Annotated in this window: 14 protein-coding genes; all 14 read left to right on the forward strand. The window is 36.0% G+C overall.

The window, feature by feature from the left end:
• Positions 1-383: 383 nt before the first annotated feature.
• Positions 384-5303 carry an InlB B-repeat-containing protein gene (locus QNH69_RS04880; RefSeq protein WP_282929455.1) on the forward strand — a complete coding sequence of 1640 codons (4920 nt, stop codon included), beginning with the start codon at positions 384-386 and terminating at the stop codon, positions 5301-5303.
• Positions 5296-5508, forward strand: coding sequence for a hypothetical protein (locus tag QNH69_RS04885; RefSeq protein ID WP_282929456.1), 213 nt, complete (start codon positions 5296-5298; stop codon positions 5506-5508). Before QNH69_RS04880 ends, QNH69_RS04885 begins: the two co-directional genes overlap by 8 nt.
• On the forward strand, positions 5501-6100 hold the full coding sequence (gene lepB / locus QNH69_RS04890; RefSeq protein ID WP_282929457.1) for a signal peptidase I: 600 nt from the start codon (positions 5501-5503) through the stop codon (positions 6098-6100). The genes QNH69_RS04885 and lepB overlap by 8 nt, the downstream gene beginning before the upstream one ends.
• A 345-nt stretch (positions 6101-6445) precedes the next feature.
• The gene (locus QNH69_RS04895) at positions 6446-7507 is read left to right on the forward strand and encodes an FctA domain-containing protein (protein WP_282929458.1); all 1062 of its coding nucleotides are present in this window, start codon (positions 6446-6448) and stop codon (positions 7505-7507) included.
• A 26-nt stretch (positions 7508-7533) separates the two neighbouring features.
• On the forward strand, positions 7534-8289 hold the full coding sequence (gene srtB / locus QNH69_RS04900; RefSeq protein WP_282929459.1) for a class B sortase: 756 nt from the start codon (positions 7534-7536) through the stop codon (positions 8287-8289).
• Positions 8289-9032: a hypothetical protein gene (locus QNH69_RS04905; protein WP_282929460.1), complete on the forward strand. Its 744-nt coding sequence runs from the start codon at positions 8289-8291 to the stop codon at positions 9030-9032. Before srtB ends, QNH69_RS04905 begins: the two co-directional genes overlap by 1 nt.
• Positions 9033-9154: 122 nt before the next feature.
• Positions 9155-10453: a histidine--tRNA ligase gene (gene hisS / locus QNH69_RS04910; RefSeq protein ID WP_282929461.1), complete on the forward strand. Its 1299-nt coding sequence runs from the start codon at positions 9155-9157 to the stop codon at positions 10451-10453.
• A gap of 74 nt (positions 10454-10527) precedes the next feature.
• A complete protein-coding gene (locus QNH69_RS04915; RefSeq protein WP_044566806.1) occupies positions 10528-10890 on the forward strand; it encodes a desulfoferrodoxin family protein in 363 nt (120 codons plus the stop codon).
• 181 nt (positions 10891-11071) lie between these two features.
• Positions 11072-11572, forward strand: coding sequence for an IS200/IS605 family transposase (gene tnpA, locus QNH69_RS04920; RefSeq protein WP_084593708.1), 501 nt, complete (start codon positions 11072-11074; stop codon positions 11570-11572).
• A gap of 252 nt (positions 11573-11824) precedes the next feature.
• Positions 11825-12970, forward strand: a complete 1146-nt coding sequence (locus QNH69_RS04925; protein WP_282929462.1) for an acyl-CoA dehydrogenase — start codon at positions 11825-11827, stop codon at positions 12968-12970.
• Between the two features lie 12 nt (positions 12971-12982).
• Positions 12983-13768: an electron transfer flavoprotein subunit beta/FixA family protein gene (locus tag QNH69_RS04930; protein ID WP_044566809.1), complete on the forward strand. Its 786-nt coding sequence runs from the start codon at positions 12983-12985 to the stop codon at positions 13766-13768.
• 9 nt (positions 13769-13777) lie between these two features.
• Positions 13778-14782, forward strand: coding sequence for an electron transfer flavoprotein subunit alpha/FixB family protein (locus QNH69_RS04935; protein ID WP_282929463.1), 1005 nt, complete (start codon positions 13778-13780; stop codon positions 14780-14782).
• A gap of 89 nt (positions 14783-14871) precedes the next feature.
• The gene (locus QNH69_RS04940; RefSeq protein WP_282929464.1) at positions 14872-15651 is read left to right on the forward strand and encodes an enoyl-CoA hydratase-related protein; all 780 of its coding nucleotides are present in this window, start codon (positions 14872-14874) and stop codon (positions 15649-15651) included.
• Between the two features lie 9 nt (positions 15652-15660).
• Positions 15661-16503: a 3-hydroxybutyryl-CoA dehydrogenase gene (locus QNH69_RS04945; RefSeq protein WP_282929465.1), complete on the forward strand. Its 843-nt coding sequence runs from the start codon at positions 15661-15663 to the stop codon at positions 16501-16503.
• Positions 16504-16524 lie beyond the last annotated feature (21 nt).

The raw sequence follows: 16524 nt of genomic DNA on the forward strand, positions 1-16524 counted from the left end.
TAGTTGATTTAATACTGATAACTATCAAGCTTGCTAAAATAAATTCTTAAGGAAGAACTTGCAAAAGATATATATATTAAAAAATTTTAAAGTCCTTATACTGTTGAGTTTTATTAGCTTTTATTATAAGATTTATTAAACATATACTATGTTTATATTCATTTGATGATATAATAGTACTTGTAGGATTATGAATAATGATAAATATTAGACTTATATCAGATTTGAGATATAAATTTCTATAAATGGCCGAATCGTCATCCGACAGACTAAGCAAAGAAGAAATATATTTTTATCCTACTTTTTAACTAAAACAATTAATTAAAATATATGACTAGTTATTAGATAGTCATTTTGTAACTCATAGAAAGGAGGTTAAATGATTGATTAACAAAGTAATATCAGCCTTTATGGCTTTTTCTATGATGTTATCCTCGACGATAACGCCCATAAAAGCAACAAGTACACTTGATAGCAATGCTTACACTATCATGAGTCTTGATGATAATAATCAAAGTGAAGAAAATAATGAATCCATTTTATTAGAAAGTGATAGCAAGCCAGAAACATCTAGCGACATTGAAGTTAAAGATTCATCAGAAGAAAAAATAATATATAGCCAGCAGTCGTTAATAGCAGACATCTATACTGACAATTCTTTTGGCAAAGATTTGGATTATCAAATTAAGATAAAAGGAACATTCCCAGAAGATGCTAGTATCAAGGCATATATTAAGGCTAATAACGAAAAGTCTTCTGATAGAGAAGATATCCTCTCCTTTGCCTATGAAATATTTGATAAAGATGGAAATGTTATAGAGGAGAATTCATCACAGACCTTTGAGATAGAGATAAAGTCAGATGAGATTAGCTCAAATGATCAATATTTTCTCTATGAAAATAATAGATATAAAACAATAAATAAGTTCAATCTCCTTGATGGATCTATAACTTTCTATTCAAAAGCTAAGAGATTTATCCTAGAGCGAAATAAGACCAAAGACTTGGATAGTAAAGAATCGAAGCTAGAAGATGATTTTGATGAAGAACTTACTTACCAAGATCTTTATGCAGAAATATATAAGGATAAGTCCTATGATAAAAAAGCCTATGACCCAACAAAGATTAAGCTTAATGGGCTTTTACCAGTAGGTGCAAGGGTCAAAGCTTATCCGGTAGAAATCAAAATAGAAGGTCAAGAAGTCCTAGCAGCCTATGACATTACAGTTTTTGACAAGGATGGCAAGGAGTACAAGGTAGGCCCAGATAATAATATCGGGGTAAAAATAACCAACAAAAAAATCAAAAAAGCCAAAAAAGTTGACGTCTACCACAAGGAAAATGAATTTGCACCAGAAGAAAGAATAGATAATAAGACAAAAACTGATGACACTGTTGCCTTTAGGGCGGATAGTTTCTCAATATATGCTATTACAGAAGCTGAGGCTAAAGCGACTAGGACTTATGAATTTTGGGTTCTTGATATAAATTCCAATAAAGAAAAATTAGTCAATAAGCAAACTATCAGAAGCGGACAATCTTTGACATCTCCCCCTATACCAATTTTGGATTCTGGAGAGAAATTCGAAGGCTGGTATCACTTAGATATAGATAAATATGGTAGCGATATGGTGGAATTTTCCAAACCTATATATTTTGATTCTGATACGCCTGAAACAATAGAGCTTGTGCCTGTATTTACCAACCAAGCTTATATTGACTTTAGGCAGAGGGTCTATATAAGTAAGGAAAATAAAGGAGATTATACAATCCCTAATGATTACAAGCTTTCTGCAGATGGTTTCTATAGGAATAGCCAAGGTGAGAAATTATATCGTGATGAAGTTTTAAAGACCCGCATACAAGAATTTGATAAGATAATAGGGCAGGCAACAGTTCCTATATTAAAAAACGAAGAGGGGTCAATATTTGCTTACTGGTCCTTGGATCCTTATGGTAAAAAGCCTTTTGATATAGAAAATACGCCAATAACAAGAGAGCTAATCATAAAACAAGGAGAAAAATCAGGGATTAGTCAAAAAGTTAAGTTGGATTTATTTGCAAATTTCAAGACAGGCTATACTATAAGTTTTGATTCTGATGGTGGAAGCCATGTTACCAAAGTTCTTGTAAATCAGGGAGAAAAAATTGACCCTAATAAGGTAATCGATCCTTTGAAACCAGGCTATAGATTCAAAGGTTGGTCCCTATCCAGAGGTGGGGAGATAGTAAAAGTTTCTGACATAGATGTAAATAAGTCTATGACTCTTTTTGCTATCTATGAAAAACTTCCAGGTACTTACACTGTTAGCCACTATACAGAAAATATTTACGATAATAATTTTACTTTTTATAAGAGCGAAAGTTTTGTAGCATCAGTGGGCAGCAATACGCCTGATGGTGAACACTTTAGAGATAAGACCAATAGCGAGGTAGCAAAGGATCTAGTATCAAAGGGCTATACCAAGCCGAAGTCTACAAGTCCATCGGATAAGTCTAAGCCTGTAAAGGGTGATGGCAGTACAAATATTAATGTATACTATAGGAGACCAAGGTATAAGATTAATATTTACACCACAGGGATATTGCAAGGAGTGGCTAGTCTTAGGTTTTCTGACGAACTTAAGGAAGGTGAAGATACTGCAGAAGTGTGGAAAAGAGCTGAAAAGTTAGTTAATAGATATGAAGTTAGAGAAGGTGACTTAAAAGGAACGATACTAAAAACGCCGCCTAAGATGCCTGCTAAAGAATTAAATCTTATATTTGTACCTACATTGGGTAATGAAGATTGGTTTGTTAACTATATAGAAGTAGATGAAAATGATAAGCCTATTTTAGATGCTTATGGAAATCCCAAAGTATTAAGGAAAGAAGCCCACAACGCTATTATTGCAGGTGTGGAAACTTACAAAGGTGGAGGCGATCTGGAAGGTTTCACCTTTAGGTATGTAACAGAGCCTGGAAACGATAAAGATTCTCCAAAAGTTTATACTATAGGAGAAGCCAAGGAAGTTAGAACCTATTATAGGAGAAATAATTATAAGCTTACATTTAAAACAAATAACAACAATTTCAAAGATAAGTTATTAAGCCTAGCTTATGAAACAAATATTAATTCATATGTACCAACAGATATTAAGATAGGCATGGTAGATAAAGAAGGATCTGTTTTTAAGGGATGGTATGATAACCCAGAATTTACTGGAATTCCTCTTGATTTTTCTAATTTAACAATGCCGGCTAAGGACATTACTATCCATGGCAAATGGGAAGCAGAAGAATACAATGTAAGAATATATAAAGAAATGACAACTCCAGGGCAAATTAGTAGTCCAGAGAAAATGGAAGAATTTTTAGTTAAAAAATATGATAAATTGTCTAAAGACGATAAAAGGCTTAACGCAATAAAACCAGAAAAGATAAAAGACAAAGCCGATACTAGATTAGTTTGGTATAGGTTTAGCAATGGTCAATTCGAGCCTTATGACTTTAATGAACTTATAACTACACATTTGTTCTTATATCCAGTTTGGCAATACTTAGACCCAGTTACAAACACCTATAAGACTTTAGAAGATGTAAATACTATAACTTACACTGATGGACAAAAGTTATTTATAGATAAGAACCTATACTTGAATAATGCAGCAGCTATCTTACAAGGACCATATACCTTAGAAGATGGCAGCAAATTAGATAATCCAAATGGTATAAAAGGGAATATATTTCAAGATTTTATCATCCCAGAAGGTAAGCACTTTCAAGGTTGGTTATTAGATAATAATCCGGGAAGAGTATACCTACCTGGAGAGCTAATAAATGTTAATAAAGACCTTAAATTTTATCCAAAGTGGGGAGAATACAAGAATACATCAATTATTTTATACAATATGATGCCAAATACAGACAAAAAAGACTTTTCCAGACGACAAATACCTGAAAATGGGATTATTACTCTGCCAGATTTAAAAAAAGATGGGTGGAGATTTCTAGGATGGTCAAAGACCAAGGATGGTCTAGTCCAATTTAAAGGTGATGATCAGATTATGGTTACAAGCGAAAATGTACCGAATGAACTTTTTGGAATTTGGGATGTAAATAGAACCATAGTGATAAATGAAAATCAACCAGATGGATCAGATAATACTTATAGTAGAGAAAATATTGCAAATGGAACAATAAAACTTATAAAACCTGCAGAAATAAAGGGTTATAGATTCTTAGGTTGGGCTACTGAAGAAGGAGCCAAGATTCCAGAATATGATCCAGAAGCAGAACTTAAGGTGGATGATAATACACCTTTGCCTGAAAAACTATACGGTGTATGGCAAAAAACTCAGCAGTTGACTTTTCACAACACAAATATAGATTACAAGACGACTTCTGCCAAAGCAGATGATGTAACCATCAAAGTGACCTATCAATTAAATGGTGAAAAGTTCAGCTATGATGAGAAGAAATTAAAAATCAAGCATAATCAAAGTGTAACTATTGACCTTCCAATAGAAGCAAGCGATGTAAAATACCAAATAATTCCCAATGATTACTACAAACTTATCAAAGTTACACCAGAAAAACTAGGAGGTAGACTTGGAGACCATTATGGAGATGGAGTAGACAATATTAGTGTTGAAATAGTCGTAGCTCGTAAGAGATTGACTTACGATTCAAATATTGACAGCATATATTTTGATGGAATAAGAGATGAAAATGGAACAATCATTGCTCCATTTTATACAAAAACCTTAGATAAGGATGGCTTAAACTACCACCATACTGATAGTTTTTATATTAAAGATAAAATGCCAAAGGGATTTAAATTCCTAGGCTGGTCAAGTACCCCAGATGGCAAGAATATGGTGGCTTATACAAAGAATACCAAGCTCATAGATATAAAAGAGGAGAAACTATATGCTATATGGTCCAGACCTAAAAAGTTTGAATTTGTCATAGATAATCCTAATGGTGACAAAAATATCAACTACACAGTCAAACTTGATAATTATTATGACAAAGAAAAAACTTACAACGGCGAAGCCATACTAGAAACGCCAAGTGCAAGTAATGTGAAAAATATTGTTCTAAATTCTTCTGGATATAGTTATGAAATAATAAAACCAAAATCTCCAAAGACAGATGGAAAATTTGACACATATACCTATATAATTAAAGTAAATACAGTTGTACCTACTGGTGTCATAGACAAGATAGGACCTATGGCCCTGGCCTTTGTACTTGCTATCTTGGGATTAGCCCTTAGACTATATAAGAAATATTTGCTTAGAGGAGGTTTTGATGAATGAACTTGAAAATGTTGAAGAATTTCTAAGAAAAGTCAAATTTAAAAAGCAAACCATAGGCGGGGTTTCTGAAAGTGACGTTTTGGCAAAGCTACAACAAATCTCAGACCTCTACGCTCAAGCTTTCAAAATCCAAGAAGCCAAGTACCATGCGATACTAGAAGAAAAGGATAGAGAATTAAGGCGATTAAGGGGAGAAGATGGATAATATAAGACCCCCTTCCCATAAGAAGAATACGATAGAAACTGTTGATTTTACCAATGTTAATAAAATAATCAAAAAAAGAAGAAAAGATCTGGCAAACAAAAATGCGATAAAATCTTTTTTTAAGAAATTATTAATGATAGTAGTCGTTTTTTACTTCTTGTTCACTTTCATATTTGGATTTCAAGTCATCTACAATGATGATATGTTTCCAAAGATGGTTCCAAGTGACTTGTTGATCTACTACAGGCTCGATAGAGATTTCTATGTGGGTGATGTAGTAGTGGTAGATAAGAATGATGCAAACTACACGCTAAGAATTGTGGCGAGTGGTGGAGATACAGTAGATATCTCCGAAGAAGGACAGCTGATAGTAAATAACTCATACCAAGCAGAAACAAACATTTTCTATCCGACTGGGCAATATGACCAAACAGAAAGCCAAGTCACATTCCCGATGAAATTAAAAGAAAATGAAGTTTTCGTCCTAGGAGATATGAGAAAAGGCGCCAAAGATTCCAGATACTTTGGCCCGGTAGAAAAAAATGAGATCAAAGGCAAGGTATTTACCTTACTAAGAAGAAGCGGATTCTAATGACCTAACCGCAGTCCCATCACCTTGGGTGACAAATCGAAGATTTGTCATCTTCGAGATGAGCTAATTCCGAAGAACTTGCGAAGCAGAATGTATGGTAGGTCAGATATCGCAAGCACGCCTGTCCGGTGTCCTGAGAGGACCCACCACGGAGTGGTCTTGCAAAGAAAGAAGCCCGTCCGGCTGAGAGAGGACTTTCAAAGTTACGAAGTAACTTTGTCAGCAAGCCGACTAGAAAGCTAGATTTATTCGGCCCGTTGCCATCCTGAGCAAGCGAAGCGCGTCGAAGGATCTCTTAAAGAAAGAATCACTTTCTATCAGGAAAATAATTATAAGGAGAAAAACATGAATATAAACAATATTTTCAAAAAAGTAACAGGTGTAGTACTAGCAGGAGCAATTGCATTTGCAGGTTTTGCTGGTAGTGCAAATGCAGCAAGTGGTGCGATTAATACTAAAGGTAGTTCAGATGCTTTAACATCTACACCAGAGATATCAAAAGAGGTTACAGGAGCAGAATACTTTGGTGGTGGTACATTTACTTATACACTTACAGCAGAAGAAGCCCCATCATACACAGGATTTGCTCCAAGAACAAGCAAAACACCATTAATTGGCCTAACCGATGGCAAAATTGAAATTGCTGGTGGCCAAACTACTGGCACAGAAGCTATCACTGTAAACCAAGATGCAGTAGATAAAGCTCAACCAGGTGTTTATAGATATCAAATCAAAGAAGAAGCATCTGGCATAGCTGGTATGACAGATGATACTAGAACATTTGATGTAGATGTATTTGTAACAAGCGACAATGGAACAGGTAGAAAAATTGCCTACTATATAGTATCTGTAGATGGTCAAAAAGCTGAACTTAAATTTACCAATAAATTAACGCAAGAAGATCTAAAAATTACCAAAACAATTACAGGTAACCAAGCAAATCTATCAGATACATTTAAATTTACAATTAAAGTAAATTCAAAAAGTAACACATCTGTAAGATATACAACAGCAAATGTAAGTGATCCAAAAACCGACCAAGCAGTAACAACAGGTTCTGCATTTACTGTAGATGGTGTTACAAATAAAAGTACTATAACTCTAACTGGTCTTGCTGCTGATGACACAGTAACAATCACAGAATCAGATGCTAAAGATGGCGGCTATAAGGCAAATGTATCTGGTGGACTTACATTAAGTGGTGCTGATGTTGATAAGAATGAAGCAACTGGCACTGCAACAATTACAGCTGGTATAGCTGATATAGCTTGGGAAAATAGCCGTACAGCAGAAATCCCAACAGGTCTTATAGAAAACATTGGGCCATTCGTAATAGCTATCCTAGCAGCAGGATTTATCTTATTCATCTACTTTAAAAACAACAAAAAAGAAGAGGAATTAGCATAAAGTATATATTTTAAAGGAGCTGGCATTTGCAGGTATTAGCAGATATATCGCGTATAGGCGAGAAAATCCTTGATCGCCTTGTAGCTATCATTTTAATATTGGTCATACTTTTCGCAGGCTACTCTCTTTGGAATTCCTATATGCTTTATCGTGGTGGATTTGCTGGTGATGAACTTTTGAAATTCAAACCTCAAATTACTGCAGATGGAGAAAACCCTACTTTGTGGGATTTGATGAAAATCAACGAAGATGTCATAGCTTGGATTACTATAGATGACACCAATATAGACCACCCAGTCCTCCAAGGAGAGGACAATATGGAATATGTCAACAAGGATGTCTACAAAAAGTTTGCCCTTTCTGGGTCAATATTTTTAGACTACCGCAACAAGAAAGATTTTACCGACCCATACTCACTCCTATATGGCCACCATATGGACCAGGGAGGGATGTTTGGTGATGTAGTCCTCTTTGAAAATAAAGATTATTTTGATAAGCATAGGACTGGCACACTTTATTTGCCAGATAAGACATATAAGATAGAAATATTTATGTGCTCTAAGGTTGATGCCTATGACCATCTTGTTTTTAATCCAGCTTCTATAGCGACTATGGATCAAAGACAAGAACTCATAGACCACGCAAGGCAAACAAAACTCCAAGAGCGAGATGTTAAGATTGGCAATGACAGAATCATAGCCTTATCCACTTGTGAGAAGGCTACTACCAACGGTAGGACTGTGATACTTGGAGTACTTCGACCTATAAATGGAGATAAGTGATGAAAATTTTTAGAAGAATAAGCAGAATATTAATATTGGCTATTATAGTCCTATTTCCATTTGTCGACTCAGATGCTTCCAGTGTCAGTGTGCCAATAAGTGTAGATTGGTATTATGGTGATGAAAAATGGGATCAGTCTCCTCATATGTCAGATGTAATAGTTGAACCTATTAATGGAGCACCGTCAGTAAAAGATTCTTTTTCTGGTGTCGGAGATTTATCTTTCAACTTCCAGCCAGAATTCAAAAATCCTGGCAAGTATGAGTATTTAGTCTACCAAACTAATGAAGATATCATAAAAGAAGATAAGAGTTTTATTTATGACAAGACAGTTTATAGGTTAATATTTTACGTTCAAAATTCTAGCAAGGGACTAATAGTATCAGCCTATGCTTACAACAATGAAGATTATTCAGATAGTAATATAGGCAAAAGCCCAGAGATTAAGTTTAAGAACAATGACCCGAATAAGGATAGCGGATCAGCGGCAAAGCCAAATAAACCAGGCGAAACATACCCTGGCAAAACTTCACAAAAAGACAATCCGAAAGCTAAGCCTAAAAATACGATAGACCTAGCAAAAGCTTCTGGCCAAGAAGAAGTTTCGAAAAACAAAAATCCCAAAGCAAATGTACAAACAGGCATAGAAAGTCTGATGCCATGGCTACTAGTTCTATTAATCGCTATAATAGCTTATCGTCATACAAAAAATGATATATTCAACAACAAGGCTCGTAGTTAATTACGAGTTTTTTCTTTGCAAAAGATTAAAGCTTAACAAAAGTTTTCTAAAGTAATGAAAAAAGCTCTTTTTTCCTTGCTAATAAAATATGTTATAATAGTAAAAAAGCCTAGGAGATTTACATGGATATTATAAAACCATCAACTATTGCCGGTGTTATGGAATTACTTCCAGCCGACCAAGAAGTTTTTGACTACATAAAAAATACTATAGAAGAAACATTCAAAGATTATGGATTTGCCTCAATTGACACCCCTGTCATAGAAAAAAACGAAATACTTTTTGCCAAGGGTGGCGGCGAGACAGAAAAGCAAATTTTTGAGATAGCAAGCGAATCCAAGGATATGAGCCTACGTTTTGACCTCACGGTTCCCCTTGCTCGCTATGTGTCAGAACACTTCTCTGACCTAAACTTCCCATTCAAGAGATACCAAATTGCTAAGGTTTATAGGGGTGAGCGCAACCAAAAGGGTAGATACAAGGAGTTCTACCAAGCAGATATAGACATCATTGGCCACAACGACCTATCTATATATAATGATGCTATCTTGCCTTTTGTAATGTACAAGGCCTTTGAAAAACTAGACTTGCCAGCTTTGACCTTCCATATCAACAATAGGAAATTGCTAAATGGATTCTTTCAAAGCCTAGAAATAGAAGACACTACTGAAGTTTTGAGAACTATAGACAAAAAGGACAAGATTGGCATCGAAAAGACTCATAGCCTACTTAGTGAAATTGTTGGAGGAGAAAAGGCAGAAGAAATACTTGCCTTTATCCAAAATCCAGCGGCAGGCCACAACCTTATAGAAAGCCTTAAAGAATTTGACGGCAATGACCTATACAAAGATGGCCTTGAGGAACTCGCGATAGTTTATGACTATATGCTAGCCTTTGGAGTGCCAGAGGCAAATATCAAAATCGACCTTGCCATAACTAGGGGTCTAGACTATTACACATCAACAGTATATGAAACCTTCATCAATGGCTATGAATCCATTGGTTCCGTATGTTCTGGTGGTAGGTATGAGAACTTGGCCAACAACTTCTCCAAACAAAACTTGCCAGGAGTAGGTATGTCAATTGGCCTAACCAGACTATTTTACCAACTCCAAGAGCTAGGCCTTGTTAGCCAAATGCATGGATCAACTTGCGATGTCCTTGTTTTGCCAATGGATCCATCCCTACACATCTACGCTATAGAAGTCCTAAAGAAGGTCAAATACCAGGGCCTAAAGGCAGATATTTACCTAGAAAGTGGCAAGTTTAAGAAGAAGATCAACTATGCCGACAAAATAGGAGCCAAATACGCCATCATAATAGGCGAAGAAGAAGCTAATAATAAGGAAGTATCCATCAAGAATATGGAAAGTGGAGAACAAACCAAGCAAAAAATCGAAGATTTGCATATAGGCAATTGATTTCATAGTAAAATACTGCTATACTATTAGTAGGTAAAACTAGCAATTAATAAGAAAAATTTATGGAGGTCATTATGACAAAATTAACTGAAACAGTACAAACTGGCGATTGGGCAAGTGAAAAACACGTACCAGAAATCACAATCGAAAAATGTGAAGACGGCAAAATCAAAGTTACAGCAGCAGTTGGATCTGAAATCGAACACCCAAACACATTAGAACACCACATTTCTTGGATTAAAGTATTCTTCCAAGCAGAAGATGGCAAATTCCCAATCGAAATTTCTTCATATGAATTTAACGCTCATGGAGAAGATGATGTACTATCAGTACCAAGCGCAACAGGTATCCTTAAGACAGACAAAAAAGGTACAGTTTACGCACTAAGCTACTGCAATATCCACGGTTTATGGGAAAATGCAGCTGAATTAAACTAAATATTATGATAGAGAATCAGACACATAGGCTTATTTTGTGTCTGATTTTTTTTGTTCACTTAAGTGAGTTGAGCGAACGAATGTGAGCGAAACAAAAAACCACCTGCTATGCAGGTGGAGGGATTAAGCTTTAGCTTCAAGACCAAAAAATTCTCACTTGTAATATAATTGTGATAACCACATGCACAATAAAAACAAGGAGAATAAATTGGACAACAATAGTTTATCACATACAAAATGGAGATGTAAATATCATATAGTATTTGCCCCGAAATTTAGAAGACAAGAAATATATGGGAAACTAAAAAAAGACATAGGTCAAATACTACGAGAACTATGTCAAAGAAAAGGAATAAACATAATAGAAGCGGAGCTGTGCCCAGATCATGTCCATATGCTTATAGAAGTACCACCAAAATATAGTATCTCAGAAATAATGGGATATCTAAAAGGAAAAAGTTCACTAATAATATTTGATCGACACGCAAACTTAAAATATAAATATGGAAACAGACATTTCTGGTGTAGAGGTTATTACGTAGATACAGTAGGGCGAAATGAGAAAATGATAAAAGAATATATACAAAATCAACTAAAAGAAGACTATTATGCGGATCAAATAAGTATCAAGGAATACTATGACCCGTTTACGGGAGAGTCAGTAAAAAGAAGCAATAAATAAACTGCTTAAGCAGAAGCTGAGAAAGTGGTGCATGTGGAGGTAATACTCGGAGCCCCAATAGGGGCGTGCCGGTATTCGCGCCTTCTAGGCGCTGTGCAAACTACCAGCTAAGCTGGTAGTTCTGATTAGGTGAAAATGGAGGTGGTAACTTTTAGTAAAATATATAAATAAAATTTTGACAAAGTGTAGATGGCGTTATATAATACAAATGAAGGTTAAAAAGATAACATAGTTTTAATTAAAGGAGATAGTATGGATTTTACGATAGATAATACCCATAAAATGCTAAGAGAAATGTACAGAGACTTTGCAGTACGTGAAGTTGAGCCTCTAGCAGCAATCATTGACGAAGAAGAAAGACCACCTTATGAAAATATACCAAAGCTAAAAGATGCAGGATTCTTTGGTATTCCAATTCCAAAAGAATACGGTGGAGAAGGTGGAGATTACCTAGGATATGTAATGGCTGTAGAGGAATTATCAAAAGCTTGTGCATCTACTGGAGTAATAGTTTCAGCTCATACATCTTTATGTGCATGGCCAATTGAAAAATATGGTACAGAAGAACAAAAACAAAAATACCTAACAAAACTTGCAACAGGTGAACATATAGGAGCATTTGCCCTAACAGAACCAATGGCTGGTACAGATGCATCTATGCAACAAACAATAGCTCATATATCAGACGATGGTAAATATTACATATTAAATGGTTCAAAAATATTTATCACAAACGCAACTCTTGCAGACACATTTATAGTTATAGCAATGACTGACAAATCAAAGGGAACACACGGTATTTCTGCATTTATAGTAGAAAAAGACACCCCTGGATTTACAGTTGGACTACCTGAAAAGAAAATGGGTATCCACGGATCTGCAACATGTGAACTTATTTTTGAAGACTGCAAAGTACCTGTTGAAAACTTACTAGGCAAAGAAGGTAAGGGATTCAAGGTTGCTATGACAACACTTGACGGTGGACGTATTGGTGTAGCTGCTCAAGCACTTGGAATCGCAGAAGGCGCTTTAGAAAAAACATTAGACTATGTAAAAGAAAGAGAACAATTTGGCAGACCTTTAGCAAAATTCCAAAACACACAATTCCAATTAGCAAACCTAGCAAATCAAATTGAAGCAGCAAAATACCTAGTATACAAAGCAGCTTGCGACAAAGACGCTGGAGCCCCTTACACAGTAAGTGCAGCAAATGCAAAACTATTTGCAGCTGAAACTGCTATGAACGTAACAACCAAATGCGTACAACTATACGGTGGTTATGGTTACACAAGAGATTACCCAGTAGAACGTATGATGCGCGATGCAAAAATCACAGAAATTTACGAAGGTACATCAGAAGTTCAAAGAATGGTAATAAGCGGAAGCTTATTTAGATAATAGGAGTTAATTGTGAATATATTAGTATTAATAAAACAAGTACCAGACACAAACGAAGTAAAGATTGACCAAGAAACTGGAAGAATCATGAGAGAAGGTCTTCCTTCAATCATCAACCCAGACGACTTGGCAGGACTTGAAGAAGCATTAAAAATCAAAGACCAAAACGGAGCTCACATCACAGTTCTAACAATGGGACCTCCACAAGCAGCAGCAGCCCTACAAGAAGCTTACGCTATGGGAGCTGACGAAGTAATCCTACTAACAGATAGAGCATTCGGTGGAGCAGATACTTGGGCAACATCGACAGCACTATCAGGTGCAATCGGTTCTATAGAATACGACCTAATCATAGCAGGAAGACAAGCTATAGACGGTGATACAGCACAAGTTGGCCCACAAACAGCAGAACACTTACACATCCCATCAATTTCTTATGTAGAAGAAATAGTAGATGTAAACTCTTCTAATATCACAGTAAAAAGACAATTTGAAGATAGATACCAACTTATCAAAGCAAACTATCCTCTATTAATCACAACACTTGGTGAAATGAACCAACCAAGATACATGAGAGTATCAAGAATTTACGACTGCAACAGAGAAGACGTTGTAAAAGTTTGGACAGTTGATGATATAGAAGTTGATAGAGACAACATAGGTTTACAAGGCTCTCCAACTAGAGTAAAAAGATCCTTCACAAAAGGAGCTAAACAAGCTGGAAAAGTATTTGATGTACCTGCAGACGAAGGTGCAAGCCTAATAGTTGATAAGTTAAGCGAAGAGTTTTTAATTTAAGGAGTTAAGATGTCCGAATATAAAAATGTATTAGTAGTTTGCGAACAAAGAGATGGCCAATTACAAAATGTATCACTAGAACTAATTGGTAAGGCTCGTGACCTAGCAAACGATCTAGAAAGTAAAGTAATTGCAGTAATCATAGGTAAGAAAGTAGAAAACCTATCAGAAGAATTGATAAAATACGGTGCTGATGAAGTTTACTACCACGAAGATGACAAGCTAGAAAAATACCTTACAGAACCATATGTAAAAGCAACAGTAGCTATCATCAACGAACTAAAACCAGAAGTAGTACTATTTGGTGCAACAACTATAGGTCGTGACCTAGCACCAAGAGTATCTGCCAGAGTAGGCTGTGGACTAACAGCAGACTGTACAAAACTAGAAATAGACGAAGAAACTGGCCTACTAAATATGACCCGTCCAACCTTTGGTGGTAACCTAATGGCAACCATCCAATCACCAGAAGCTCGTCCACAAATGTCAACAGTAAGACCTGGTGTAATGCCAAAACAAGACCCAGACGAAGCAAGAGAAGGTCAAGTTCACCACTTTGACGTAGAACTTACAGATGAAGACGTAAACGTTCAAATCATCGAAGAAAAACAAGAAGACAAGAAAAAAATCAAAATCGAAGATGCAGAAGTACTAATAGCTGTAGGCCGTGGTATAGGATCAGCAGACAATATGAACCTAGCATACGAACTAGCAGAAGTACTAGAAGGTGAAGTAGCATCATCAAGAGCTGTAGTAGATGCAGGTTGGCTAGAAAAAGACCGTCAAGTAGGACAAACAGGTAAGACAGTAAGACCAAACCTATACATTGCCCTAGGAATCTCAGGAGCAATCCAACACCTGGCTGGTATGGAAGAATCTGACCTTATCGTAGCTATCAACAAAAACCCAGATGCAAACATATTCAACGTTGCAGATGTTGGAATCATAGGCGATATCAACGAAGTAGTCCCAGAACTAATCAAGAAAATCAAACTTGCAAAATCTGCAAAATAATCCCCTGACAAATTGAGAACAATTATCATTGAAAAACATTTTCATATCATATATACTATATATGTTGACAAATAATTTGGAGGATATCAATGGACTACAACACAATCAAATATGAAGTAAACGAACATATAGCAAAAATCACAATGAATAGACCAAAAGCTCTCAACGCTCTAAACTCAGAAGTTTTAGACGAGCTTGACAAATGCCTAGATGAAATCAAGGCAAATAACGACCTTAGAGTTCTAATCATCACAGGTGAAGGCAGATCATTTATAGCTGGAGCAGACATCAAAGAAATGTCTGACCTTGGTGGACTAGAAGCAAAGGCTTTCGGCAACAAGGGTCTATCAGTATTTAGAAAAATCGAAACTCTACCAATCCCAGTAATAGCAGCAGTAAACGGCTTTGCTCTAGGTGGCGGCTGCGAACTAGCTATGAGCTGTGATATCAGAATCGCATCAAACAAAGCTCTTTTTGGTCAACCAGAAGTAGGTCTTGGCCTAATCCCAGGCTTTGGTGGTACACAAAGACTACAAAGACTAGTAGGACAAGGTTGGGCAAAATACCTAATCTACTCAGCAGAAAACATCAAAGCTGACAAAGCCCTAGAAATTGGCCTAGTTCAAGATGTAGTAGAAGTAGAAGAACTAGAAGAAAGAGTAAACACTCTAGCAGAAGCTATAGCAAGCAAGGCTCCAATAGCTGAAAAACTTGCCAAAGAAGCTATCAACCAAGGTGGACAAGTAGATATCGACCAAGCGATGAGAATCGAAGAAAATGCCTTTGGCCTAGTATTTACAACAGAAGATAAAAACATTGGAACACAAGCATTCATCAACAAAGAAAAAGCAGAGTTTCAAAACAAATAGGAGGAAATAATGAAAATTGGTGTAATTGGATCAGGAATCATGGGTGGTGGTATTGTAGAAACTGCTGCCAAAAGCTACGAAGTAGTAGTAAGAGATATCAAAGATGAATTCTTAGAAAAAGCAAAAGCAAGAATAGAAAAATCTTACGCTAAACAAGTTTCTAAAGAAAGAATGACAGAAGAAGAAAAAGAAGCTGCTCTAAAAAACATCACATACACAACAGAAGTAAAAGACTTAGCAGACTGTGACGTAGTAATCGAAGCTGCAACAGAAAACCCAAAACTAAAAAAAGAAATCTTCAAAGAATTAGATGAAGTTGTAAAAGAAGGCGCAATCCTTGCATCAAACACATCATCACTTTCAATTACAGACATAGCTGCAGTAACCAATAGACCAGAAAATGTAATTGGTATGCACTTCTTCAACCCAGTTCCAGTAATGAAACTTGTTGAAGTAATCAGAGGACTTCACACATCTGATGAAACTAATAAAGCAATATTTGAACTAGCAGAAAAACTAGGCAAACAACCAATAGAAGTAAAAGAAGGACCAGGATTTGTAGTAAACAGACTTCTAATCCCAATGATCAACGAAGCAGTTGGCGTACTAGCTGATGGACTAGCAAGCGTTGAAGACATCGATAAGGGTATGCAACTTGGTGCAAACCACCCAATGGGACCACTAGCACTAGGTGACCTAATAGGCCTTGATACATGTCTAGCAATAATGGAAGTACTATATAACGAATTTGGCGACAGCAAATATAGACCAAATCCACTATTAAGACAAATGGTAAGAGCTGGAGACCTAGGTAGAAAAACAGGTAAAGGTTTCTACGATTACAGCAAATAAAACAATAACAGAAAATAAAAG

This window comes from Anaerococcus sp. Marseille-Q7828 (assembly GCF_949769285.1).
In the GTDB taxonomy this organism is placed as follows: Bacteria; Bacillota; Clostridia; order Tissierellales; family Peptoniphilaceae; genus Anaerococcus.

Bases quoted from the DNA above. Each gene is read 5' to 3' on its own strand.
- QNH69_RS04885 (WP_282929456.1), top strand. From the start codon at position 5,296: ATGAATGAACTTGAAAATGTTGAAGAATTTCTAAGAAAAGTCAAATTT.
- lepB (WP_282929457.1), top strand. From the start codon at position 5,501: ATGGATAATATAAGACCCCCTTCCCATAAGAAGAATACGATAGAAACT.
- QNH69_RS04895 (WP_282929458.1), top strand. From the start codon at position 6,446: ATGAATATAAACAATATTTTCAAAAAAGTAACAGGTGTAGTACTAGCA.
- QNH69_RS04905 (WP_282929460.1), top strand. From the start codon at position 8,289: ATGAAAATTTTTAGAAGAATAAGCAGAATATTAATATTGGCTATTATA.
- hisS (WP_282929461.1), top strand. From the start codon at position 9,155: ATGGATATTATAAAACCATCAACTATTGCCGGTGTTATGGAATTACTT.
- QNH69_RS04915 (WP_044566806.1), top strand. From the start codon at position 10,528: ATGACAAAATTAACTGAAACAGTACAAACTGGCGATTGGGCAAGTGAA.
- tnpA (WP_084593708.1), top strand. From the start codon at position 11,072: ATGCACAATAAAAACAAGGAGAATAAATTGGACAACAATAGTTTATCA.
- QNH69_RS04925 (WP_282929462.1), top strand. From the start codon at position 11,825: ATGGATTTTACGATAGATAATACCCATAAAATGCTAAGAGAAATGTAC.
- QNH69_RS04935 (WP_282929463.1), top strand. From the start codon at position 13,778: ATGTCCGAATATAAAAATGTATTAGTAGTTTGCGAACAAAGAGATGGC.
- QNH69_RS04940 (WP_282929464.1), top strand. From the start codon at position 14,872: ATGGACTACAACACAATCAAATATGAAGTAAACGAACATATAGCAAAA.
- QNH69_RS04945 (WP_282929465.1), top strand. From the start codon at position 15,661: ATGAAAATTGGTGTAATTGGATCAGGAATCATGGGTGGTGGTATTGTA.